Annotated in this window: 20 protein-coding genes and 1 pseudogene; 14 read left to right on the plus strand and 7 right to left on the minus strand. The window is 71.0% G+C overall.

Features of this window, described 5'->3' with window-relative positions; genetic code table 11:
• Positions 1 to 3: 3 nt before the first annotated feature.
• The gene (locus ACIBL4_RS19280; RefSeq protein WP_399411503.1) at positions 4 to 351 is read right to left on the minus strand and encodes an ArsR/SmtB family transcription factor; all 348 of its coding nucleotides are present in this window, start codon (positions 349 to 351) and stop codon (positions 4 to 6) included.
• A 119-nt stretch (positions 352 to 470) separates the two neighbouring features.
• Between ACIBL4_RS19280 and ACIBL4_RS19285 the strand changes: the two genes are divergently transcribed.
• The gene (locus ACIBL4_RS19285) at positions 471 to 1,550 is read left to right on the plus strand and encodes an NADH:flavin oxidoreductase/NADH oxidase (protein ID WP_399411505.1); all 1,080 of its coding nucleotides are present in this window, start codon (positions 471 to 473) and stop codon (positions 1,548 to 1,550) included.
• Between the two features lie 34 nt (positions 1,551 to 1,584).
• Here the strand turns inward: ACIBL4_RS19285 and ACIBL4_RS19290 are convergent, their stop codons facing one another.
• Complete coding sequence (locus ACIBL4_RS19290; RefSeq protein WP_399411507.1) at positions 1,585 to 2,913, minus strand: PHB depolymerase family esterase; 1,329 nt, start codon at positions 2,911 to 2,913, stop codon at positions 1,585 to 1,587.
• 420 nt (positions 2,914 to 3,333) lie between these two features.
• Here ACIBL4_RS19290 and ACIBL4_RS19295 point away from each other — a divergent pair, with 420 nt between their 5' ends.
• Both ACIBL4_RS19295 and ACIBL4_RS19300 read left to right on the plus strand, forming a co-directional pair.
• Positions 3,334 to 4,314: a polysaccharide lyase family 1 protein gene (locus ACIBL4_RS19295; RefSeq protein WP_399411509.1), complete on the plus strand. Its 981-nt coding sequence runs from the start codon at positions 3,334 to 3,336 to the stop codon at positions 4,312 to 4,314.
• A 55-nt stretch (positions 4,315 to 4,369) separates the two neighbouring features.
• Positions 4,370 to 5,158 (plus strand): pectate lyase, encoded by a 789-nt coding sequence (locus tag ACIBL4_RS19300; protein ID WP_399411511.1) that lies wholly within the window; start codon positions 4,370 to 4,372, stop codon positions 5,156 to 5,158.
• An 80-nt stretch (positions 5,159 to 5,238) separates the two neighbouring features.
• On the opposite strand, the gene ACIBL4_RS19305 is transcribed toward ACIBL4_RS19300, so the two are convergent.
• Entirely contained in the window at positions 5,239 to 5,997 is a 759-nt protein-coding gene (locus ACIBL4_RS19305) for a PaaX family transcriptional regulator C-terminal domain-containing protein (RefSeq protein WP_399411513.1), read from the minus strand.
• Between the two features lie 75 nt (positions 5,998 to 6,072).
• On the opposite strand from ACIBL4_RS19305, the gene ACIBL4_RS19310 reads away from it, so the two are divergent.
• Complete coding sequence (locus ACIBL4_RS19310) at positions 6,073 to 7,755, plus strand: acyl-CoA dehydrogenase family protein (protein WP_399411515.1); 1,683 nt, start codon at positions 6,073 to 6,075, stop codon at positions 7,753 to 7,755.
• 115 nt (positions 7,756 to 7,870) lie between these two features.
• Positions 7,871 to 8,035: a hypothetical protein gene (locus ACIBL4_RS19315; RefSeq protein WP_399411609.1), complete on the plus strand. Its 165-nt coding sequence runs from the start codon at positions 7,871 to 7,873 to the stop codon at positions 8,033 to 8,035.
• A 233-nt stretch (positions 8,036 to 8,268) separates the two neighbouring features.
• Here ACIBL4_RS19315 and ACIBL4_RS19320 read toward each other — a convergent pair whose 3' ends face one another.
• A complete protein-coding gene (locus ACIBL4_RS19320; RefSeq protein WP_399411517.1) occupies positions 8,269 to 8,853 on the minus strand; it encodes a hypothetical protein in 585 nt (194 codons plus the stop codon).
• A 261-nt stretch (positions 8,854 to 9,114) separates the two neighbouring features.
• Here ACIBL4_RS19320 and ACIBL4_RS19325 point away from each other — a divergent pair, with 261 nt between their 5' ends.
• From ACIBL4_RS19325 to ACIBL4_RS19340, 4 genes are all read left to right on the plus strand, one after another.
• Positions 9,115 to 10,212 carry a WD40/YVTN/BNR-like repeat-containing protein gene (locus tag ACIBL4_RS19325; RefSeq protein ID WP_399411519.1) on the plus strand — a complete coding sequence of 366 codons (1,098 nt, stop codon included), beginning with the start codon at positions 9,115 to 9,117 and terminating at the stop codon, positions 10,210 to 10,212.
• 111 nt (positions 10,213 to 10,323) lie between these two features.
• On the plus strand, positions 10,324 to 11,001 hold the full coding sequence (locus ACIBL4_RS19330; RefSeq protein ID WP_086563594.1) for a uracil-DNA glycosylase: 678 nt from the start codon (positions 10,324 to 10,326) through the stop codon (positions 10,999 to 11,001).
• A gap of 92 nt (positions 11,002 to 11,093) precedes the next feature.
• Complete coding sequence (locus ACIBL4_RS19335; RefSeq protein ID WP_399411522.1) at positions 11,094 to 12,011, plus strand: N-acetylglucosamine kinase; 918 nt, start codon at positions 11,094 to 11,096, stop codon at positions 12,009 to 12,011.
• Positions 12,012 to 12,137: 126 nt separating this feature from the next.
• A complete protein-coding gene (locus tag ACIBL4_RS19340) occupies positions 12,138 to 13,061 on the plus strand; it encodes a sirohydrochlorin chelatase (protein ID WP_399411524.1) in 924 nt (307 codons plus the stop codon).
• 108 nt (positions 13,062 to 13,169) lie between these two features.
• On the opposite strand, the gene ACIBL4_RS19345 is transcribed toward ACIBL4_RS19340, so the two are convergent.
• The 3 genes from ACIBL4_RS19345 to ACIBL4_RS19355 all read right to left on the minus strand — a co-directional run bounded on the left by ACIBL4_RS19345 (position 13,170) and on the right by ACIBL4_RS19355 (position 17,340).
• Positions 13,170 to 14,198 (minus strand): lactonase family protein, encoded by a 1,029-nt coding sequence (locus ACIBL4_RS19345; RefSeq protein WP_399411526.1) that lies wholly within the window; start codon positions 14,196 to 14,198, stop codon positions 13,170 to 13,172.
• Between the two features lie 213 nt (positions 14,199 to 14,411).
• The gene (locus tag ACIBL4_RS19350) at positions 14,412 to 15,890 is read right to left on the minus strand and encodes an FUSC family protein (RefSeq protein WP_399411603.1); all 1,479 of its coding nucleotides are present in this window, start codon (positions 15,888 to 15,890) and stop codon (positions 14,412 to 14,414) included.
• A gap of 283 nt (positions 15,891 to 16,173) precedes the next feature.
• Complete coding sequence (locus ACIBL4_RS19355) at positions 16,174 to 17,340, minus strand: ROK family transcriptional regulator (RefSeq protein WP_399411528.1); 1,167 nt, start codon at positions 17,338 to 17,340, stop codon at positions 16,174 to 16,176.
• Positions 17,341 to 17,691: 351 nt separating this feature from the next.
• Between ACIBL4_RS19355 and ACIBL4_RS19360 the strand changes: the two genes are divergently transcribed.
• The 5 genes and pseudogenes from ACIBL4_RS19360 to ACIBL4_RS19380 form a co-directional block, all read left to right on the plus strand.
• Positions 17,692 to 18,972 (plus strand): NAD(P)/FAD-dependent oxidoreductase, encoded by a 1,281-nt coding sequence (locus ACIBL4_RS19360; RefSeq protein ID WP_399411530.1) that lies wholly within the window; start codon positions 17,692 to 17,694, stop codon positions 18,970 to 18,972.
• Between the two features lie 170 nt (positions 18,973 to 19,142).
• Positions 19,143 to 20,492, plus strand: coding sequence for an aspartate aminotransferase family protein (locus ACIBL4_RS19365; protein WP_399411532.1), 1,350 nt, complete (start codon positions 19,143 to 19,145; stop codon positions 20,490 to 20,492).
• 27 nt (positions 20,493 to 20,519) lie between these two features.
• Positions 20,520 to 21,602 carry a phosphotransferase gene (locus ACIBL4_RS19370; RefSeq protein WP_399411534.1) on the plus strand — a complete coding sequence of 361 codons (1,083 nt, stop codon included), beginning with the start codon at positions 20,520 to 20,522 and terminating at the stop codon, positions 21,600 to 21,602.
• Positions 21,603 to 21,674: 72 nt separating this feature from the next.
• Positions 21,675 to 22,340: a haloacid dehalogenase type II gene (locus tag ACIBL4_RS19375; RefSeq protein ID WP_399411536.1), complete on the plus strand. Its 666-nt coding sequence runs from the start codon at positions 21,675 to 21,677 to the stop codon at positions 22,338 to 22,340.
• Between the two features lie 509 nt (positions 22,341 to 22,849).
• A pseudogene (locus tag ACIBL4_RS19380) lies at positions 22,850 to 23,112 on the plus strand (ABC transporter substrate-binding protein); the annotation flags it as partial.

The raw sequence follows: 23,112 nt of genomic DNA on the forward strand, positions 1-23,112 counted from the left end.
GCCTCAGCCACCAGGGACAGCCTGCCGAGCCGCCGCATCGAGCACCGCATCCAACAACCCCGGAAACAGCTCATCCAGATCCCCCCGCCGCAGCCCGTTCATCTTGGCGGTCCCCCGATACACCTGCCGGATCACCCCACTCTCCCGCAACACCCGGAAGTGATGTGTGGTCGTGGACTTCGTGACCGGCAGGTCGAAGTGCGAACAGGACAACTCCCCGCTGGCCGCGGCAAGCTCCCGCACGATCCGCAACCGCATCGGGTCGGAGAGCGCATGCAGCACTCCCTCCAGCCGGATCTCGTCAGGCACGGGATGCGGCAGGTCGCGACTGCTGACGGCGGGAGAGGTCACGGCGGCTCCACTTTCCTTCGGGGATCCCATAGTACGAGAACCATCGTAGTTTGACATCCACCGTACTACGATGCCTATCGTACGAGCCGACATCGGCCCCGTGACGAATGGAGTCCGCCGTGACCTCGCTGTTCGAGCCCTACACCCTGCGCGATGTGACGATCCCGAACCGCGTGTGGATGCCCCCGATGTGCCAGTACTCGGCCGCACCGGCGGGCCCGGAGACCGGCGTCCCCCACGACTGGCACTTCGCGCACTACGCCGCCCGCGCCACCGGCGGCACGGGCCTGATCATCGTCGAGGCCACCGCGGTGTCCCCCGAGGGCCGCATCTCGCCGTACGACCTCGGCATCTGGAACGACACGCAGGTCGAGGCGTTCCGCCGCATTACCCGCTTCCTCACCGCGCAGGGCACGGTGCCGGCGATCCAACTGGCTCATGCCGGGCGCAAGGCTTCGACGGACCGCCCCTGGAAGGGCGGCGCCCCGGTCGGTCCGGACGCCCACGGCTGGGACTCCGTCGCGCCGAGCCCACTCGCCTTCGACGACCGGCACCCGGTTCCGGCCGAGCTGACGGTCGACCAGATCAAGGAGGTTGTCGGGCAGTTCGCGGACGCGGCCCGCCGCGCGCTCGCCGCCGGTTTCGAGATCGCCGAGGTCCATGGCGCCCACGGCTACCTGATCAACGAGTTCCTCTCCCCCCACTCCAACCGCCGCACCGACGCCTACGGCGGCTCGTACGAGAACCGCACCCGCTTCGCGCTCGAAGTCGTGGACGCCGTACGGGAGGTGTGGCCGCAGGACAAGCCGCTGTTCTTCCGGATCTCGGCGACCGAATGGCTCGACGAGGGCGGCTGGACCGCGGACGACACCGTCCGCTTCGCCGCCGACCTGCGCGCCCACGGCGTCGACCTGCTGGACGTCTCCTCCGGCGGCAACGCCTCCGGCGTGCGCATCCCCACCGGCCCCGGCTACCAGGTGCCGTTCGCCGCCCGGGTGAAGCAGGAGACGACGCTGCCGGTGGCCGCGGTGGGGCTGATCACCGAGGTCGAGCAGGCCGAGAAGATCCTCGCCAACGGCGAGGCCGACGCGGTGCTGCTCGGCCGTGAGCTGCTGCGCAACCCTTCGTGGGCGCGGCTCGCGGCACGGGAACTCGGCGCCGAGGTGCGGGTGCCGGACCAGTACCACCGGTCGGTCTGAGCCGGCACCCGAACCCCATGGCACACTGCCCGCGTCAACCGGTCGCGCACCCCGTCCCGTTGAGGGTGAACGCGGCCGGGGCGGCGCTGTTGCCGCTGTGACCGGCCTGGTAGCCGATGCTCACGCTCGCGCCCGGCGCGATCGTGCCGTTGTAGGACACGTTCGTCGCGGTCACCGACCCGGACGAGGGCGCGTAGGTGGCGCCCCAGCCACCCGTGACCGTCTGCCCGGCCGGGAGCGTGAAGCCGAGCTTCCAGCCGTTGACCGTCGTCGTACCGGTGTTGGTGATGGTCACGGAGGCGGTCAGGCCGGTGTTCCAGGCGTTCACCGCGGCCGTCACCTTGCAGGCGCCGGGCTGGGGCTGGGGAGCCGGGCCCGACTTGTCGAGGCCGAAGAAGGTGAGCACGCGGGAGGCCATGCCGTGGGCGTACAGGTTGTGGCCGACGCCCTGCAGGCTGATGGCCTCCACGGGCGCCCGGTCACCCGTGCCGCCGTAGCGCGTGCGGGTCCAGCCGGACTGGGGCGTGTCGGTGGCGGCCGGCGTCTGGCTCACGCCCTGGACGTTCGTCCACTGTTTGATCTGCTCCCCGAAGTTGGGGTAACGCAGGACGTCGTCCTCGGTGCCGTGCCAGATCTGCATGCGCGGACGGGGGCCGCTGTAGCCGGGGTACGCGTTCCGGACGAGGTCGCCCCACTCCTTGGGGGTGCGGGTGAGCGTGCCGCCCGAGCAGTTGCTGTTCCACTCGGAGCCGTCGGTGGTGGCGAAGCAGGCGAACGGCACGCCGGAGAAGGCGGCGCCCGCCGCGAACAGGTCGGGGTAGTCGCCGAGCAGGACGTTCGTCATCATCGCGCCGGAGGAGATGCCGGTGGCGAACACCCGGCCGCTGTCGGCGTCGTAGGCGCGGGTCACCCAGTCGATCATCGACTTGATGCCGACCGGGTCGCTGCCGCCGCCGCGGCGCAGCGCCTGAGGCGAGGAGACGTCGAAGCACTTGCTGCTGCGCGTGACGGACGGGTAGAGCACGATGAAGCCGTACTGGTCGGCCAGGGTGTCGTACTCGGTGCCGTTGTACATGTCCGGTCCCGAGCCGGTGCACCAGTGCACGGCGACCACGACCGCCGGGTTCGGCGTGACGCTCTCCGGCACGTAGAGGTACATCCGCAGGTTGCTCGGGTTCGTGCCGAAGTCCGTGACCTCGGTGAGGGTCGCGGCGGGTACGGCCTTCGCACCGGCGGGCTCGCGGGCGGCGGCCGCGGGTGCGGTGAGCGCGGTGGCCGCCAGCAACGGCAGCAGCGCGGCGAGGAACGCGAGGAGCGTCGACCGCAGCGGTCTCCTCGTCGCGGGGTGGGGGGTGGCAGGCACGTCCGGGTCCCTTCGGTTGTGAGGCGCGGCTCGCAGGACGTCGTGCGGTGGTTCAGCGGGTGGAGTTCACTGAAGCGGAAGTCCGATCGGCATGGTGGCATGGACATGGCTCCCATGGAAGCGCTCCCACACCGCTTGCCGCAGCACCGCCGCTCCGACCAGGTCCGGCCGAATGTGTTCTGCGCGAGGCGTTGACTAGAAAGCGCTTGCCCCCTACGTTCCGTTCAGCAGTGTGACCCGGAAGCGCCTCCGTCAGGGCGCCCGTCGGGGCCTGCCCGGCCCGGGGAAGTGCACCCCTGAGGCATGGCAGGACCAGCGGACCGGCCCCACACGGCCCGCACGGTGAACAACATGGCGAACGTCATTCATGCACATGACCGACCTGGCACCATGAAGGCACCACGAAGGGACGCACCCCACATGCGTACTCATCCCCCACGTCCACGTGTCCGCAGATCCACCCTGGCGCTCGCCGCCGCATCCGCACTGGCGACCGTGGCGGTCCTGGCCGTTCCCCAGCCGGCCGGGGCCGCCGAGAGCTCGCCCGTCGGGTTCGGCGCGGGGACGACCGGCGGGGGCAGCGCCTCGGCGGTCACCGTCTCCACGCTGAGCGCCTTCAAGTCGGCCGTGACCGGCAACTCGGCCAAGGTCGTCCGGGTCAACGGCCTGATCTCGCTCAGTGGTCAGGTCGACGTCGGGTCCAACACGACCGTCCTGGGCGTGGGTTCGGCCTCCGGGTTCACCGGCGGCGGGCTCCGGCTGAAGAAGGTCTCGAACGTCGTCATCCGCAACCTCGACATCAGCAAGCCGCTGGCGCCCGCCGACGGCATCACCGTCGAGGCGTCGAGCAAGGTCTGGATCGACCACAACTCCTTCTCGGCCGACCGCGATCACGACAAGGACCACTACGACGGCCTGCTGGACGTCAACCACGGCGCGGACAACGTCACGGTGTCCTGGAACACCTTCAAGAACCACTTCAAGGGCTCGCTCGTCGGCCACAGCGACAACAACGCGAGCGAGGACACCGGCCGGCTGAAGGTGACGTACCACCACAACCACTTCGCCAACGTGTACTCGCGCATCCCCAGCCTGCGGTTCGGCACCGGGCACTTCTACAACAACTACGTCGAGGGCGCCGACACCGCCTGCCACTCGCGCATGGGCGCCCAGATGCTGGTCGAGAACAACGTCTTCCGCTCGACGAAGGTCGCGGTCACCACGAACCGCAGCAGCGACGTCGACGGATACGCCAACCTGCGCGGCAACGACCTCGGTGGAGCCGCCACCGAGGTCTCGCGGGTCGGCACCTTCACCAGCCCGCCGTACGCCTACACGGCGGAGCCGGCCTCGTCCGTCGTCACCTCGGTGACGTCGGGTGCGGGCGCCGGAAAGCTGTGACACCCGTCCGCTCGGACACCCCCCGAACGCTCCAGACGACAGAAGGAATCGGGACATGACTTCTGCGACACGTCCGCGCGCCCGCAGGCGCGCGCTGACCGGCGCGCTGGCCGCCCTCGGCCTGTCGGTTGGCATGATCATGACCATCCAGGCGCCCACGGCGAGCGCCGCCACCTGGCCGACCCCCAACGGCAGCCAGGGGACCTCCTCCACCATCTCCGTTTCCGGCACCAAGGACTACGGGATGAAGCGGTTCTACGGCACCGGAAGCCTGGCCGGTGACGGCCAGGAGGAGGGCCAGGACCCGATCTTCAAGCTCACGGACGGCGCGGTGCTGAAGAACGTCATCCTCGGCGCCCCCGCGGCCGACGGCATCCACTGCGAGGGCAGCTGCACGCTCCAGAACGTCTGGTGGGAGGACGTCGGCGAGGACGCCGCCACCTTCCGCGGCGGCACCGGCGCCACGTACCACGTGATCGGCGGCGGCGCGAAGAAGGCGGCGGACAAGGTCTTCCAGCACAACGGCGGCGGCACCCTGAACATCTCCAACTTCGCGGTGCAAGAGTTCAAGACGCTCTACCGCTCCTGCGGCGACTGCTCCACGCAGTACACCCGCAAGGTCAACCTCAACACCATCGACGTGACCGGCACGGGCACCACCGCCCGGCTCGCCAGCATCAACGTCAACCGCAACGACGTGGCGACGCTGCGGAACATCACGATCCGCAACGACTCCGGACGCAAGGTCGTCCCCTGCCAGAAGTACAACAACAACACCGCTGTCGGGTCCGGACCCGACAGCAAGAACTGCCTCTACTCCACCTCGGACATCACCTACAAGTAGCCCCTCGGGCAATCGCAACCCCCCACGGTGAAGGCGGCCGTGCGCAGCGTCCCGGCGGACGCCGCGCACGGCCGCCCGCGTCATGCGCGGCGCACCCGCGCGCGTACCTCCCCGACCAGCTCCCGCTGGTAGTCGGTGTAGGCGGCGCGCAGCTCGGCTCCCGGCCAGTCGGCCGGCAGGAGTCCGGGCGGCAGGACGGGGTCGGCCAGCAGGTGGCGCACGACGGCGGCGAAGGCGGTCAGGCGGTCGGCCGGGCTAGGGGCCTCGGCGATGTGGGCGAGCAGCGCGCCGGCCGTGGCGGACCAGGCGTCCAGCGGCCACAGGCTCCCGGCCAGGTCGCGGGCCGGCCGGTCCGGGCGGGCCGTGTAGTGCTGGGCCACCCGGTCCAGGTCGCCGGGGAGGGAGCGGGCCAGGTTGGCGGGGCGGAGCCAGACGCCCTCGCGGAGTTCGGCGAGCCGGAGGGCGGTCAGCCGGGCGCGCAGGTCGGCGCGTTCGGCGGGGCCGCGTCCCGTCGCGGTGATCACGACCATCTCCCAGTCGCCGTCCCACGCGCGCGTGCGCGGGTGCAGGGCGTCGTCCTGGCGGCGCTGACGATCCAGCAGCCGGTCGCTGAGGCGGTAGCCGGTGTCGGTGCGCCGCAGATCGCCGGCGGCCACCATCCGGCTGAGCGCCGCGCGCAGGGTGGAGCCGCCGACGCCGAAGCCCTCCATGAGCCGCACGAGCTCCCGGACCGGCAGTTCGGGGGGATGCGCGCCGAGGAGCAGGCTCAGCACGACCGACCGCGCGGACAGCGGCCGCAGATCGAGCGCGCCGGGCCGCGCCGGGACGTTCATCGGCATGGTCACGTACTGTACGCGGCGGAATTCCGTGTTGCAGGATTGCTGCGGTCGTAGAACAAGTGCAACACTCGACGTATGGTCTCGACACTCGACGCACAGCAGGCACAGGGCGGATCCGCCACGCACGACGTCACCAACCAGGCCCCGCCGCTCGCCCCGTACAACGCCTCCGAGGACACGGCCCTGCTGGAGGGGCTGCGGCGGGAGGGCGCGGGGTGGGCCGAGGAGGACCTCCGGCGGCTCGGCAGGCAGGCCGGCAGTGTCCAGGCGCGGGAGTGGGCCGACCTGGCCAACCGCCACGAGCCGGAGCTGCGGACGCACGACCGGTACGGCAACCGCGTCGACGAGGTCGAGTTCCATCCGAGCTGGCACCACCTGATGGGCGCCGCGATCGCCGCGGGGCTGGCCGCGTCGCCCTGGGCGGACGACCGGCCCGGCGCCCATGTCGCCCGGACCGCCGGCGGACTGGTGTGGGGGCACACGGAGGCGGGGCACGGCTGTCCGACGTCGATGACCTACGCCGCCGTCCCCGCGCTGCGCAGGCAGCCCGAGCTGGCGAAGGTCTACGAACCGCTGCTGACGAGCCGGGAGTACGAGCCCGGGCTGCGGGTGCCGACGGAGAAGCGCGGGCTGCTGGCGGGCATGGGGATGACCGAGAAGCAGGGCGGCTCCGACGTCCGGACGAACACCACGACGGCCACGCCCACGTCCGAACCCGGGGTGTACACCCTGCGCGGGCACAAGTGGTTCACGTCGGCGCCGATGTGCGACCTGTTCCTGGTGCTGGCGCAGGCATCCCCCCTCAGGGAAAAAGGGAGCCTGTCCTGCTTCCTGGTGCCGCGCGTGCTGCCCGACGGCACCCGCAACACCTTCCGCATCCAGCGGCTGAAGGACAAGCTGGGCAACCGGTCCAACGCCTCCTCCGAGCCCGAGTTCGACGGGACCGTGGCCTGGCTGGTGGGGCCCGAGGGGCAGGGCGTCAAGACCATCATCGAGATGGTCAACTGCACACGGCTGGACTGCGTGATGATGTCGGCCGCGCTGATGCGCACCTCCCTCGTCGAGGCCGGACACCACGCGCGGCACCGCAGCGCGTTCGGCGCGCGGCTGGTGGACCAGCCGCTGATGCGCAACGTTCTGGCCGATCTCGCGCTGGAGTCCGAGGCCGCCACGACGCTCACCCTGCGGCTGGCCGGGGCGGCCGACCGGGCGATCCGCGGGGACGCCCAGGAGACCGCGTTCCGCCGGATCGCCACCGCCGTCGGCAAGTACTGGGTGACCAAGCGGGGTCCGGCCTTCACGGCGGAGGCCCTGGAGTGCCTCGGCGGCAACGGCTACGTCGAGGACTCGGGCATGCCCCGGCACTACCGCGAGGCTCCCCTGCTGTCGATCTGGGAGGGCTCGGGAAACGTCAACGCCCTCGACGTGCTGCGGGCGCTGAGCCGCGAACCGGGCACGGCCGAGGCCCTGTTCAGCGAGTTCGCGCTCGCCCGGGGGGCGGACGCCCGGCTGGACGCGGCCGTGAGGCGGCTGAAGAACCGGCTGCCCGGGGCGGCGCAGACGACGGCCCGCCGTCTCGTGGAGGACATGGCCCTAACGCTCCAGGCGTCCCTCCTCGTCCGGTACGCCCCGCCGGCGGTCGCCGACGCGTTCTGCGCGACCCGGCTCGGGGGCGACTGGGGGTACGCCTTCGGGACGCTGCCGGAGGGTGCGGACCTCGGCGCGATCGTGGAGCGAGCGCTGCCCGGCGGGAACTGAACCACAGGCGGCCAACCAGCACCCGGTTCGCGCACAGTCGTCGCCCGATTCCGCTTCGTTGTCAGTGCCGTGGTGCAGACTCCCCATCGGGTGGCACTTCGCCTGGGGAGGACACGTGTTCAGGGGGATCGACGAGGTCGACTGGGCCTCGCTGCGCCATGCCGACGGCAGCGTGGAGGACGTGCCCGGGCTGCTCCGGGGACTGGCCTCCGCCGACCCGGCCGAGCGGGAGACGACGCTCGACCGGATGTACGGCGCCGTTGCCCACCGGGGCAACTGACGCCGACCGGGTCCCGGCGGACCACCGGTGGGGGCGGCGGTCCGCGCGCTCGGGGCGTTCGGCGCCGCCGCGCGGGAGGCGATACCGGATCTGCGCGGGTAGGGCGGCGGGGCGGGGGCGTGCCTGGGCACCCCATCCCGCCCGAAGTGACCGGCCGCCCGGTCAGGAGGAACCGTCCCACGCGGGCCCGAACGCGCCCGGCCACCCGCCAAGCTGGTACCCGCCCCACCCGGTCACCCCGTCGTGCGCCCCCACAGCGGCCCGAAGCGGGACCACTCGGCGTCCCACTGGTCCATGCGGCGGCGCTCCAGGCGGCGGCGCACGACGCGGCCACCGGCGAGCGGCGCGGTCGCCGCGCAGAGGCCCGCGACGCCCCCGATCAGACAAGCGCGTATCCGGGCCTGGGACTCGGTGACGGGGCGGGTCACCTGGCGGCCCTCGCGGTCCGTCCAGACGGTGACAGGCGAACCGGCCCGGCTGCCCTCCAGGACCCGCACCTGGCCGGAGTGCGAGGAACCGTCCGCGGCGGTCCACCGTGCCTCCGCCCACACGTGCTCGACACGGGAGACGTCGCCGTTCTCGGAGGCCGTGCCGGGAGCCCGCTCGGCCAGCCGGGCCATGAGGGGGCGCCACTCGACGCGCTCGCGGGCCAGCCCGTCCTCGACGGACCGGCCCACCGTCAGGCCGGCGAGCACCGCCACGAACACGGTGAGCATCCACACGCCCAGCACGACCCAGGCCTCCACCCTGTCGGCGCGCCGCTTGAGCGGATTGCGCCGCCAGCGCCACAGCCACACCTTCGGACCACGTAACGCCATCGAAGGCTCCTCCTCACGAGCGCATGACCATCCCGCCGCCCTCCCCATACGGAAGAGGGCCGCTGGATGCTCACTGCACGTACTCCGGGAGAGCGTCGCGGTGGGATCGCGGCGCCTTCGGGGACGAGCCGGACGGACGCCCGCACGCGGCACCGACACGGCCCTGACCTGCGCCGGAGTCCGCTCCGGGGGTGACTGTCAGTGGTGGGGTGCAGACTGGCCCGTGTCTGAGACGAGGGCGTCGACGACGACGCCGCGGAGGTGATCGGCATGACCGAGGTACTGCTCGCCGTGGGCACGCGCAAGGGCCTGTTCATCGGGCGCCGACGAGGCGGTGGCGCCTGGCAGTTCGACGAGAGCCCCTACTTCAACGCGCAGGCCGTGTACTCGGTCGCCATCGACACCCGCACCGCCACGCCGCGGCTGCTGGCCGGCGGCGACAGCGCGCACTGGGGCCCGTCCGTGTTCCACTCCGACGACCTCGGCCGGAGCTGGACGGAACCGGCCCGGCCGGCCGTCAAGTTCCCCAAGGACACGGGGGCGTCCCTGGAGCGGGTGTGGCAGCTGCACCCGGCCGCGGCCGAGCCGGGCGTGGTGTACGCGGGCACGGAACCGGCCGCGCTGTACCGCTCGGAGGACCGCGGGGAGACCTTCGAGCTCGTCCGTCCCCTGTGGGAGCACCCCACGCGGTCGAAGTGGATGCCGGGCGGCGGCGGTGAGGGCCTGCACACCGTGCTCACCGACGCGCGCGATCCCCGGGCGGTGACGGTCGCCGTCTCGACCGCCGGTGTGTTCCGCACGCTGGACGGCGGTGCGAGCTGGGCGCCCTCCAACTCGGGCGTCTCCGCGGTGTTCCTGCCCGACCCGAACCCGGAGTTCGGCCAGTGCGTGCACAAGGTGACCCGGGACGCCGCGAACCCGGACCGGCTCTACCTCCAGAACCACTGGGGTGTCTACCGCAGCGACGACGCGGGCGCGAACTGGACGGACATCGGCGAGGGCCTGCCGTCCACGTTCGGCTTCGCGGCGGCCGCGCATCCGCACAGAGGCGACACCGCGTACGTGTTCCCGATCACCGCCGACGCCGACCGGGTCCCGGCGGATCACCGGTGCCGGGTCTACCGGACGGCGGACGCGGGCAAGACCTGGGAGCCGCTCTCGGCGGGGCTGCCCCAGGAGGACCACTACGGCACGGTGCTGCGCGACGCGATGTGCACGGACGACGCGGATCCGGCGGGCGTCTACTTCGGCAACCGCAACGGTGAGGTGTACGCCTCGGCGGACGACGGCGACAGCTGGCAGCAGCTCGCCTCGCATCTGCCGGACGTGCTGTGCGTGCGGGCCGCGGTCGTCGGCTGAGGTGAGGACGAGACCGGCGACCGGGCGGGGGACGAGGCGAGGGACGAGCTGAGGAGCGGGCCTTGGCCACTGGTTGATCCCGGCTGCCCGTACGGCAGTAGGGTGACGCCCGTGGCACCACGACCCTTGCATGAAATCGTCGAAGCGGGCTGGGCGAAGGCCCTGGAACCGGTGGCCGAACGCGTCGCCGCCATGGGGGACTTCCTCCGCGCGGAGATCGCCGCGGGACGCACCTACCTCCCGGCCGGACCGAACGTGTTGCGGGCCTTCCAGCAGCCCTTCGACGACGTACGGGTCCTGATCGTCGGTCAGGACCCGTATCCGACACCGGGGCACGCGGTGGGGCTGTCGTTCTCGGTCGCGCCCGAGGTGCGGCCGCTGCCCGGCAGCCTCATCAACATCTTCCGGGAGCTGAACGCCGATCTGGGCCTGCCCCAGCCGTCCAGCGGTGACCTCACGCCGTGGACGCGGCAGGGCGTGCTGCTGCTCAACAGGGCGCTCACCACCGCCCCGCGCAAGCCCGGTGCCCACCGGGGCAAGGGCTGGGAGGAGGTCACCGAGCAGGCGATCCGGGCCCTCGCGGCGCGCGGCAAGCCCCTGGTGTCCATCCTGTGGGGCCGTGACGCCCGCAATCTTCGCCCGCTGCTCGGCGACCTGCCCTCCGTCGAATCCGCCCACCCCTCCCCCATGTCGGCGGACCGGGGCTTCTTCGGCTCACGCCCGTTCAGCCGGGCCAACGACCTGCTGATCCGCCAGGGCGGCCAACCGGTGGACTGGCGCCTGCCGTGACCGGGGCGTCGGAAGGCTCGGCGGAAGACTGGAGGTCGCAAGGCTCCGGCTTTCTCGCCGTGGACTCCGGCGGGTCCGGGCTCCGGGTGGTCGTGGGAACCGCCGAGCGCGGACCGCTCGCCCGGCGGGCGTCCGACGAGCCGGTGCGCACGGGTGACCGGGGCATCGACCCCGGGGACTTCATGGCGCGGCTCGTGCCCCTGGTGCGTGCCCTGACCGCCGAGGCCGGTCCCGTGCGGCTGACCGCCGCCGTCGTCGGCGCGACCGGGCTCGCCTCGCTCGGTGCCGGGCTGCGCGCGGAACTGCCGGGTGCCCTGGCCCGGGAGTTCGGCGTACGCAGGGTCGCGCTGGCCGCCGACGCGGTGACCGCGTACGCGGGTGCCCTCGGGCCCCGGCCGGGTGCGGTGATCGCCGGCGGTACGGGACTGATCGCGATCGGCACCGACCTGGCGGGCTGGCGCCGGGCGGACGGCTGGGGTCATCTGCTCGGCGACTGCGGCGGCGGCGCCTGGATCGGGCGGGCCGGGCTGGAGGCGGCGCTGCGGGCCCATGACGGGCGCGAGGGCGGCTCGGCCCGGCTGCTGGCCTGCGCCGAAGAGGTTTTCGGGCCCGTGACGGGGCTGCCCGGCGCGCTGTATCCGCGTCCGGACCGGCCCGCCGTCCTCGCCTCGTTCGCGCCCCGGGTGGCCGCCTGCGCGGACGGGGACCCCGTGGCCGCGGGCATCCTGCGCGCGGCCGCCCGGCACATGGCCGACTCCGCGGCGGCCGTGTGCCCGGCCGGCGGCGAGCCGCGCGTCGCCGTCACCGGCGGCCTGTTCAAGATGGGCGACCCGCTCCTCGTACCCCTCGACGAGGAACTGGCGCAGCGGATCCCGCACGCGCGCCGGGTGCCGGCCGAGGGCGATCCGCTGCACGGCTCGGTGCGCCTGGCGACCGAGCTGAGCGCCGGTGCACTTGCTCTGCCGGGTGACGAGGCCATGCTGAGCGTGACAACCCCGTCGGGCGACTGATCCGGTCGCACACCATCCGCAGGTCATTCCATCTGTACGTAACTCATCAGACAAAAGCGGACGGATACCGCTCACCTGCCCCCTCCCCGAACAGAGGAGCCCAAGAAGCCAGTAACATGCGGCGCCATGAGTTCCCCCACTGGACCCGAGTCCGGCCTCCCAGTACGAATGCCGCGACCCCGCCAGCCCGGACGGCACCGCCGTCCGGAGCCGCTGGTGGCTCCCGAGGGCGCGCCCGCGCTCGTCCTCGCCGTGCCGGGCACGCCCAGTAGCGCCACCCGCAGCCTCGCCGAAGAGGTCGTCAGCATCGCCCGCTCCGAGCTGCCCGGCCTCGACGCCCGCATCGGGTACCTCGACGGGGACAACGCGGAGTTCCCCACGCTTCAGGCCGTGCTCACCTACACCGCCGAGGAGCGCACCGCCCGCTTCGAGCAGGCGCGTGCCGCCGGCATGGACGTCAGGGAGCCCGACGGCCCCGTCGCCGTCGTCGTGCCGCTGCTCGCCGGTCCGGACAGCGCGCTGCTGCGCCGGGTCCGCCAGGCCGTCATGGAGAGCCGGATCGCCGCCGAGCTGACCGATGTCCTCGGCCCGCACCCGCTGCTCGCCGAGGCGCTGCACGTGCGGCTCTCCGAGGCCGGTCTGGCCCGGGCGGACCGTGCCCGGCTGTTCACCGTGGCGACCGCCGCCGACGGCATCATCCTGGCGTCCGTGGGCGGTGACGAGGCCGTGCAGGCGGCCGGGATCACCGGCATGCTGCTCGCCGCGCGCCTCGCCGTGCCGGTGATGGCGGCGGCCCTGGACCAGGAGGGCTCGATCGCCTCCGTCGCCGAGCAGCTGCGCTCCTCGGGTTCGCAGCAGCTGGCCCTCGCGCCGTATCTGATCGGGCCGGAGATCGAGCCGGGGCTGGTCGAGGAGGCCGCTAAGGAGGCGGAGTGCTCCGCCGCCGAGTCGCTCGGGCCGTACCCTGCGATCGGGAAGCTGGCGCTGGCCAAGTACACGACGGCGCTGGGGATCACGCCGCAGCCGGCCCAGGGCACGCCGGTCCGCTGACGTCCCCCTGGTACGACTGAGAAGGCCCGCCCCGGTTCGGGGCGGGCCTTCGTCGTACGCGTGGGCCTTCGTCGTCAGCGAGAGACCCCCGGAACGCCTGCTCCCCTGTCAGCCGAGAATCACGCACGACGCCGCCGGCACCCTGATCGAGCCGGCTCGTCGCGGGATGCCCGTGCGCGGGTCGGTGGCGAACCAGGTCACGTCGCCGGAGCGTTCGTTGGCGACGTAGAGGAAGCCGTCGGAGGTAGTGAGGGCGCGTGGCCAGTGGCCGCCGCAGGGCACGGTGGCGATCAGCCGCAGTTCCTCGCCCTCGACGGCGAGCACGGACAGGACGTCCTCGCCTCGGATGGCGGTCCACACGAAGCGGCCGTCGGGTGAGGTGACGATGCCCGAGGGGTAGGCGTCGCGCGCCGGTGCGCCCGGCAGGACCGGGGTTTCGGTCAGCGGCGTCAGCTCGCCCTCGGCCGCGTCCCAGCGGCAGACGGTGACGGAGGGGGTGAGTTCGTTGACGACGTACGCGTACGACCCGTCCGGGTGGAAGGCGAGGTGCCGTGGGCCCGAGCCGGGCCGCAGGGCGGTCTCCCGGTGCAGGGCGAGGGTGCCGTCCGTCAGCGTGCAGACCCGCACGGAGTCGGTGCCGAGGTCGACGCTGACGACCCAGCGGCCGCTCGGGTCGGGCTGCACGTGGTGGGCGTGCGGCCCCTGCTGGCGTGGGGTGTGCGGGCCCGAGCCGGTGTGCTGGAGCACGTGGGCGGCGGACCGGGCGAGGGTGCCGTCGGGGCGGACGGGGAGCGCGGTGACGCTGCCGGAGCCGTAGTTGGCGGTCAGGAGGTGTCCGGCGAACAGACTGAGGTGGGTCGGCCCGCTCCCGTCGACCGGCACGGGCGGCCCGGCCGGCTCGGGCTGCTCCCCGTCCACGCGGTACGCGGCCACCGCGCCCTCGGCCGTCTCACTGACCGCGTACAGCAGGTCCGCGTCGGGGGACAGCGCCAGGTAGGCGGGGTCGGGGACGGCGTCGACGCTGCTCAGGGCGGTCAGCGCGCCGGTGTCGGCATCGACGGCCGCCGTCACGATCCCGGGACCGCCGGCCGCCGTGAACGACCCGATGTACGCCCGCCGCCCGCCGTCGTCAGCCACGGCTGTCCCCTCTCGTCGCGCATGCGTCCCTCAACCGTCCGGAATGACGGCGCTGCCGATCATGCGCGGTCTAGACCAAACGGTCAAGGACTGAGCCGGGCCCGCTCCCGCCCTGCCGAGCGGCGACCTCGACGGGATGGGAACCGCGACCTCGACGGGATACGCAGCGGCCGAGCGAGACCGGCCGGGGACCGTTCCGAGGATGCGCGGCGCTCACGCCCCGACCCACGGCGAACCCGACGGCGCGCGGAGCGGACGGGCGAGTTCCGCCAGGGCCCGTTCCAGGCCGTGGAGATGGGCCAGGGCGGGTTCCGCCGCCGCGGGGACGTCCGCCCGCACCGAGACGTCTCCGCCGTCGGTGAGCGCCTCCACCGCGGCCTGCACGCGCTGGCAGGCCGCGGCCAGACGGGCGTCGTGCGACGCGACAGGATCGGCGGCAACGGTCACCAGGCCCCGCACTTCGCGGGCGCAGTCGTCGAGCAGCTCGATCACCTGGCGGGCACGGGCTTTCCGGGCACGGAAGGGAGTCAGCGGGTGCATCAGCGGGGCGAGTGCCATCCGCACCCGGCCGAGCAGCAGCTCCAGTTCGGCGGCGTGCGGGGCGGGGTCGCCCTTCGGGTCTCCCGCGAGGCGAGCGGTCGCCTCGGCGGTGGCGGCGTGGACGCAGTGCAGTGCCCGCTGGATCCAGGCATCGTTCGTGGCGTGCGTGGTGACCGGCAGGACGAGGGTCACGGCCAGCGCGGCACACAGCGCGCCCACACCGGTCTCCGCCAGACGGAGCCCGAGCAGGCCGGGGTCCAGCACACCCAGGAGGCCGTACAGCAAGCTGACCATGACCGTCACTGCCAGCATCATCCAGGAATAGGAGACGGCGGCGGTATAGAAGATGCCGAAGACGCAGACGGCGACCAGGGCGGCCGTCGGCACGGGCGCGCCGTGCAGCGGGACGGCGACCAGCAGGCCGACGACGATACCGATCACAGTGCCGAAGACCCGGCGGAAACCGCGGACCAGGGTTTCGCCGCGAGAAGCCGTGTTGACGAAGATCCACCAGGCAGTACCGACGGCCCAGTACCAACGCTCTTCGGAGAGCAGCTGCCCGGCCAGGAGCGCGAGAGCCGAGGCGGCAGTGGCCTGGAAGGCCTGCCGGGTCGTGGGCCGCGCCAGTCCGGTGCCGGGCAGGGCCGGCGGGGCTGCCGCGGGTGGGGTGTGACGCTCGATAGGCCAGAGCACGAAGCGCGTCGCACCGGCCGTGAGAAGGGCGAGACCCACGGCGGTGTACAGCTCGGGCAGCTGAGCGGGGACCGCGTGCAGGAACTGCGTGATGAAGAAGCTCATGAACGCGAAGATCCCGAGCGCGTGCCCCCGCGGACCCCAGCGGCGGGCGTATACCCCGCAGAAGACGACGGCCAGGAACGCGGCGTCACGGGCCGGGGCGATGCCGTGCAGTGTGGTGGCGAGCGCCAGCACGGGGAATCCGGCGACGGGAAACAGCGCGGTGGTGATCCGCTGGTCACGGACGGTGGCGTCGGTGACCGTGAAGAGGGCGAGCAGTGCCGCGAGCCCTCCGGTGATCGATGCGGTGAGCGACAGCCCGCAGAGTTCGGAAAGGGCGACGGCGGCAGCGACACCGATGACAGCGCGGGTCGCGTTCCGCAGCCTCAGGCGCCCCGGGTCCGGAGCCACGAACATCCTCTTCACGGCGGTACGCCGCCCCCCTCGCAGTGGTACGCCGTCCTGCCCGCGGTTCGTCCCGGGTGGCGGACGACAAGCAGGCACGACGAAGGCACCGCGGTCCGGACCGGCCTCATCGCCGTCCGGCGCTACGCGGCGCCGCAAGTGCATGGATAGGAGCAGGTAACCACCTCGAGGCCCAATGGCTCAACTGTCACGCCATTGACTGTGCCAATGGCACAGCTGGTCAGCCTCGACGTCGACCGATGGGAGGCCAATGGAGCAGAGGACTACGGCCGGCTCAGAAGGCCGGTGGGGACTGATCGGCGGCCTGTCCCTGGCGGCGCGCCCCCAGCACCGCCTCGCGCAACCTTTCCTGAGCCATCGCCAGACACGCGTAGACCGCCCCTTGCGCGGGCGAGATGCCGATCAGATGCGGCCCGGTCCTGATCTCCGGGACCGTCGGAAGGCTCCGCTCGAGGCGTCCGCGCACCTCGGGAAGCACCTCGTCGACGAGCGGACGCAGACGGCCCACGAAGTAGACCGACTCCGGGTCCAGCGTCACGGCCACGACGCTGACGGCCGTCACGATCGCCGTGGTGAACGCCTCCAGCACCTCGGCACGCGCCGCCTCGCCGTGCGGCTCCTCCCAGAGGTTCTCCACGCGCTGCAGGTCGAGCCCCCGCTTGCGGGCGAACCGCAGGAGGCCACGTGTGCTCAGCAGCTCGTCGAGGCTCTCGTCACCGACCCCGGAGAAGAGCACACCGATGTCGCCGAAGGTGGGCGTCCTCCCGCGGGCGAGCTCGTGATCCGTGCAGCCGGCGAAGTTCAGTATGGTGCTGACGCTGAACAGCGCGGCGTTGGTGATGGTGGCGTCGTCGGTGAGGATCGCGAGCAGCGAGGCGTTGGCATCGCTGTCGAGGAGCACGGGCGCCTCGACCAGGTCCGCGATGGCCCGGTGGAGGCCGGAACCCGCGAAGATCTTCATCGACTCGGCCGGGCCGAAGATCTCCGTGCCGCCCCGGACCCGGCCGGCCACGGCGACGACGATCTGGCGCAGGGGGCCCCGCGCGGACTCGGCCGCCTGCGCGATCAGGTCGACCAGCCACCGCGCGGCGTCCGTGACCTCCTGGTGATCGGCGGTGGGCACCGTCATCTGCCGGATCTCGCGGCCCCGCAGGTCGGTCACCAGCACACCGGTGGTCTGCGCGCCGAAGCTGACCCCGACCACGTGCCCAGTCGTGCCGGGCAGGTCCAGATAGGTGGACCTGCGGCCGCGTCCGGTGACATCGTCGACCCCGCCGTCCACGACGAAGCCGTCGGCCCGGAGCTCCTCCACCGCTCTGGACACCGTGGCTTTGCTCAGGCCCGTCAGCTCGATGAGCCTGTTCCGTGTCAAGGGTGCGTGGGAGAGGACCACGTCGAGGACCGATGCCTTGTTGTAGTCGCGTGAGGTCGGGTTGGTCACGTGATGACCATAGCGAGCCCGGTACGCCGATCGGGCGGGGACCGGCTTGGGCGCGATGATCGCGGGCTGCGTGCCGGACGATTCTCGGCTCATCTGTCATGCACTCCGAAAAAGTCCCCGAAGCACTCCAAGGCAGCACACCGCGTTGCGGCGGACCAGGAGGCTGGGGGTCGATGACCAACTGACTGTCGGCAGCGAGCATCGATCAGACGGTGGACCCTGCGCGGTCAGCCAGGTGATAGGGCGAGTTGACCGCACGTCAGCGAGCGTACCACTTTCGTTTCAGGCTGAAACTGGAACTAGGAGTGGTAGGGTCTGAGCCCCGCAGCGAGCAGGAGAGAGAGCAGCGCTATGAAGTTCACCCCCTACTGGCTCGACACCGCTCCCCAGGGACCTGACCGGTCCCGGACCCAGATCGGCGGGCGCGTCGACGTGGCGATCATCGGGGCCGGCCTGACCGGCCTCTCGGCGGCGCTGCACCTGGCGCGCAAGGGTGCGAACGTACATGTCTTCGAGAAGGAGACGGTCGGATTCGGCGCGTCCGGGCGCAACGGCGGTATGGCCACCCTTGGCATGTCGATCGGATTCCGCTCCGCGGTCTCCCGGTACGGCTTCGACACCGCGAAGCGGTGTCTCCTGGCCTACCACGACGCGGTCGACACCATCGAGAACCTCGTCAAGGAAGAGAACATCGACTGCGACTTCGCTCGCACGGGCAAGCTGAACCTTGCGTCCAAGCCGGCCCACTTCGACGGTCTGCGCAAGACCCACGAGATCATGTCCGGCCGGCTCGGGATCGAGACCCGCCTGATCTCCAAGGGCGAGCTTCACACCGAGATCGGATCCGACCTCTACCACGGCGGGATGGTCGACGCGAGGAGCGCGGGACTGCACGTCGGCAAGTTCACCAGGGGACTCGCCGAGGCCGCTGCGCGGATCGGCGTCACCATCCACGAGAAGGCACCGGTCGAGAAGGTCGACAGGCTGGGTGGCGGCACGAAGCACGAACTGGTCACCCCGCGCGGCACCGTCCAGGCCGACCAGGTTCTCGTCGCGACCAGCGGCCACACCCGCCGGCCGTTCCGCTGGCATCAGGTCAGGATCGCGCCCGTCGGCAGCTTCATCATCGTGACCGAGCCGCTGGGCAAGGACGTCTGCGACATGCTGCTGCCGAACCGGCGGATGGCATCGAACTCCCTGAACCTGCTGAACTACTTCCGGATCACCCCGGACCACCGGTTGCTCTTCGGCGGCCGCGCCCGGTTCGCCATGTCCAGTCCGCAGTCGGACGCGAAGAGCGGGCGCATCCTGCACAAGGCGATGACCGAGGTCTTCCCGCAGCTCACGGACGCGCGCGTCGACTACTGCTGGGGCGGTCTGGTCGACATGAGCATGGACCGGATGGTGCACGCCGGCGAGCAGGACGGGCTCTTCTACTCGCTCGGCTACTCGGGACACGGTGTCCAGATGGCGACGCACATGGGCAAGCAGATGGCCGAGTACATGAACGGTGACTCCGGCGCCAACCCCTGGCGCGACCTGCCCTTCAAGCGGATCCCCGGCCACTTCGGCCCGCCTTGGTTCCTGCCTTTCGCGGGCGGCTTCTACAAGTTCCTCGACGTCATCAGGTAGACGGCTCGGCCGTGAAGGCGGCTTGCCCGGGGATGGGCGAGTTCCTGGCACGGCGCTGATCCAGTCAAGAAACTTTTTCGTTTCAGGTTGGAACTGGAACAAGTGGTGGTATGTTCTCAGCCACAGCAGCGAGCAACCTCGAATACCAAGACTTGAAGGTGTGCCTGCAGATGACTTCCACGCTTAGTCAGGCGATCGCCAACTACCCCAACCGGTTCGACCCGGCGGTGTTGAGCGAGCTTCCCGACCGCCTCCAGGAGACAATCCGGCGCCGCAACAAGGTGCTGGGTCCTGGTTACACACTCATCTACAAGGAGCCGGTCGAGTTCGTCTCCGGTCACGGGGCGCACCTGATCGACCGCGACGGCAACGACTACCTCGACGCCTACAACAACGTTCCGTGTGTGGGGCACGCCCACCCTCACGTGGCCGAAGCCGTTGCCCGCCAGGTGGCCACGGTCAACACGAACACGCGCTACGTCCAGGAAGCCCTGGTCGACTACGCGGAGCGGCTCCTCGCGACCTTCCCCGAGGAACTGTCGAGGCTGAGCATCGCGTGCAGCGGGTCGGAAGCGAACGACCTGGCGGTGCGCGTGGCGAGGTTCCACACGGGCGCCGAGGGCATCATCGTCACCCGCTGGGCCTACCACGGCATCACCCGGGAGGTGGCGAGCTTCTCGCCGACCCTGGGTGCGGGTTCGCCGCTGGGCCCGAACGTCCGGTTCATCGACGCTCCCGACCCGCGCCTCGTGGCGCCGGGATCCACGCTCGACGAGCACATGAGGCAGCAGGTGCGGGGCGCGATCGACGACCTCGAACGCCACGGCTACCGGCTGGCGGCGCTGATCACCGACTGCGCCCACAGCAGCGACGGCATCTTCACCGACCCCCCCGGATTCATGCAGGCCGTGGTGGAGGAGGTGCACGCGGCCGGCGGTGTCTACATCGCGGACGAGGTCCAGTCGGGATTCGCCCGGCTCGGGGAGTCGATGTGGGGCTTCAGCCGCCACGGCGTGCTGCCGGACATCGTCACCATGGGCAAGCCGATGGGCAACGGCCTGCCGATCTCGGGTGTGGTCTTCCGCCCCGAGGTCAGCGAGGAGTTCGGGCGCAGCGTCCGCTACTTCAACACCTTCGGCGGCAGCTCCATCCCCGTGGCCGCCGGCGCCGCGGTGCTTGACGTCTTCGAGAAGGAGAACGTGCAGCAGCGCGTCCTGGAGAACGGCAACGCTCTGCGCGCGGGCCTGCGGGAGATCACGAAGGATTCCCCCTACGTCGCCGAAGTCCGCGGCGCCGGTCTCTTCGTCGGCGTGGAGATCGTCAGGGACCGGGAAAGCCTCGAGCCCGACCGCGCACTTACCGAAGACGTCATCAACGACATGCGCGACCGCCGCATCCTGATCAGCGGCACGGGCAAGTCGGCGAGCACCCTGAAGATCCGTCCCCCGCTGGCCTTCGACTCCGCCGATGTGACCCGATTCCTCGAGACCTTCGCCGAGGTCGCGAAAAACCGTCTGTAGCAGGCTGCCGGCTCGAAGGGACTGACCGTGAACACCTCACCGGCCACCGACTTTGCCCAACGGCTCCTCGAAGAGAGCGGCCTGACATCGTCCCACGAGCCCATCGACGTGGTGCTGGTGAGCGTCCTCCTCGAGAAGCACTATCGCCTCAACGGACGCCTCGGGCGACTGGCGACCGAGAAGGACGACACCTTCAGGCTGCGGACCGAGACGAGCGACTACCTCGTCAAGGTCTCACCACCTGGCGAGCCTGAGGCGGTTGTCGCCCTGCAGACCGCCGCGATGCGCTTCCTCGAAAGCACTGCCCCGCAACTGCCGGTCCAGCGAGTGAAGCTGACCGCCGACGGGCACGACAGCGCGGCCATCCGATTGAGCGACGGCAGGACACGGATCCTGAGGGTGTTCGACTTCGTGGCGGGTCCGGTCCTGGCGCAGACCAGCCCGGACGCGGAGCAGCTCGCGAAGGCGGGCGCGATGCTGGGACGGGTCGACGTGGCGCTGAAGGAGTTCAGGCACCCCGCGGACGGACGCGGTCTGGTGTGGGACATCCGCCACTTCCATCAGCTGACCAGCCTGGTGCAGTACACACCGAACCCCGAGCACCGTCGATTGGCACAAGAGGTCTTCTCGAAGTTCGACGAAGCCGTCGTGCCGAGGGTGAGCGAGCTCGAGACACAGGTGATCCACGGCGATTTCAGCCCTTACAACGTCGTGGTGGATCCGAAGAGCGACGATCACTTCGTCACCGGTGTCATCGACTTCGGCGACACCGTGCGCAGCGCCGTGATCTTCGACCCCGCCGTGCCCATGGCGAATCTGCTCGGCCGGACGCCGGATCATCCCTGGCAGGAGGCCTGCGCCCTCGTCGCCGGATACCAGCGGGAGCGGCCGGTCAAGGACTCGGAACTCCCCCTGCTCCCGGTTGCCGCGCTGGCACGCCTCACCCTGCGCGCGCTTCTCGCGAACTGGCGAGCGGAGCGCGTACCCGAACGGCGTGAGTACCTCCTCGCTCACGCCAAAGACGACTGGACCAACGTCGAGCGCGCTCTGGCCGTAAGCCTGAGCGACGTCATCGCGCAACTCAGGAATTCCCTGCAGGGGCACGCCTGAAAAAACAACCGCTCCATCCCATTTCCGCAAGAGAAAGATCGGACCTTCGTCATGGGTAACAAAATCCCCTCTTTGCAGTTCCGGCCGAAGTACGTCTCGTTCGACTGTTACGGCACGTTGATCGAGTGGCCGATGACCCCCATCACGCGAGAGCTCGTCGGCGACCAGATCCCCGCCGAGCACTGGGACCAGTTCGTCCGGGAGTTCCGCGGCTACCGCTACGACCAGGTGCGCGGCGAGTACTACCCCTACGAGCAGGTGCTGCAGGACTCCTTCGAGCGGGTCTGCCGCAAGTGGGGTGTGAAGGCGGCCCCGGACGCGGGCAAGCGGTTCGCCGACGGCGTGCGCAGCTGGGGACCCCACCCTGACGTGGTGGAGCCGCTGAAGAAGATGGCCGAGCACTACAAGCTGGTGATTCTCTCCAACGCCGGCGACTCCTTCCTCGCGGAGAGCGTGCCCAAGCTCGGTGCGGAGTTCCACGCGGTCCTCACCGCTGAGCAGGCCGGCTACTACAAGCCCCGCTACGCCGCGTTCGAGTACATGCTCGAGAAGCTCGACGCGTCCCCCGAGGACTTCGTGCACGTCGCCTCGCACACCCGATACGACCACCAGTCGATGCACGACATGGGCTTCCGCAACCTGGTCCTGCTGGACCGCGGGTACGACCCCGTCACTCACGGCTACGACTACGTGACCGTGAAGTCCCTGGACGAGCTCAATACCATGCTCGGCATCTGACACGTAGTTCACGTCAGTCCCGCACGGCACCGCTGCGTTGACGTTCGCCTTGAACTCCGCGCTGCCGTGCGGGATGAGAGTCCACCATGCCCCGCACGTCGCCTCTGTAGCACTGCGTGCACGGCGGTAATCAAATCGATGGACGACCTCAGCCGCATGCTCGGTAGCTGACGCGCGACGCACATCGTCCCGCCCGGACAGCCCCGAAGAACCCCGACCGAGCTTGTCGGCGACGCCCGCGCAGAACTCGAAGTACCGGGCCGAGGGAGCGATGTCCGCCGCCGCATCATCGCCCCGCCCGGCGGGCGGATCTTTACGGCATGAACGGCCTCACCGTCGTCCCGGTGCGGAACCGGCCGCTCTGGCCGCCCCGTGGGACCCCGGCAGGTCACGCGAATCGACACCTTCCCACCCCCCGGCGCGGGCCTCGGATCCGACGAGGTCGCCCCCCACCCTTGGACCCCATCCCAGCCGTCCCTTTCTCCCCTTAGCACCCCAGGAGGCATTCCATGAGAGACGCCCGTATAGCTCGCAGGCTCTTCCTGCGCGGCGTTGGCGGAGCCACGGCGGGTCTCGCCGCCGCGACCGCCCTCAGCGCCTGCGGTACCGGCACCAGCCGCAGCGCTTCCACCGGCACCGGTGGGAAGGGCGGCAAGACGGTGATCGTCCGCGACAGCGGCGGTTCCTACGGCGCGGCGTTGCAGAAGGCGATCTACACGCCGTTCACCCAGGAGACCGGCATCAACGTCAAGGTGCTCAACCTGGACGATGC

Source organism: Streptomyces sp. NPDC050416 (assembly GCF_044458845.1).
Taxonomy (GTDB): domain Bacteria; phylum Actinomycetota; class Actinomycetes; order Streptomycetales; family Streptomycetaceae; genus Streptomyces.

Excerpts from the sequence above, each read along its gene's own strand:
- ACIBL4_RS19365 (WP_399411532.1), top strand. The coding sequence starts at position 19,143 with ATGACTTCCACGCTTAGTCAGGCGATCGCCAACTACCCCAACCGGTTC.
- ACIBL4_RS19350 (WP_399411603.1), bottom strand. The coding sequence starts at position 15,890 with ATGTTCGTGGCTCCGGACCCGGGGCGCCTGAGGCTGCGGAACGCGACC.
- ACIBL4_RS19305 (WP_399411513.1), bottom strand. The coding sequence starts at position 5,997 with ATGCCGATGAACGTCCCGGCGCGGCCCGGCGCGCTCGATCTGCGGCCG.
- ACIBL4_RS19320 (WP_399411517.1), bottom strand. The coding sequence starts at position 8,853 with ATGGCGTTACGTGGTCCGAAGGTGTGGCTGTGGCGCTGGCGGCGCAAT.
- ACIBL4_RS19300 (WP_399411511.1), top strand. The coding sequence starts at position 4,370 with ATGACTTCTGCGACACGTCCGCGCGCCCGCAGGCGCGCGCTGACCGGC.
- ACIBL4_RS19295 (WP_399411509.1), top strand. The coding sequence starts at position 3,334 with ATGCGTACTCATCCCCCACGTCCACGTGTCCGCAGATCCACCCTGGCG.
- ACIBL4_RS19310 (WP_399411515.1), top strand. The coding sequence starts at position 6,073 with ATGGTCTCGACACTCGACGCACAGCAGGCACAGGGCGGATCCGCCACG.
- ACIBL4_RS19340 (WP_399411524.1), top strand. The coding sequence starts at position 12,138 with ATGAGTTCCCCCACTGGACCCGAGTCCGGCCTCCCAGTACGAATGCCG.
- ACIBL4_RS19360 (WP_399411530.1), top strand. The coding sequence starts at position 17,692 with ATGAAGTTCACCCCCTACTGGCTCGACACCGCTCCCCAGGGACCTGAC.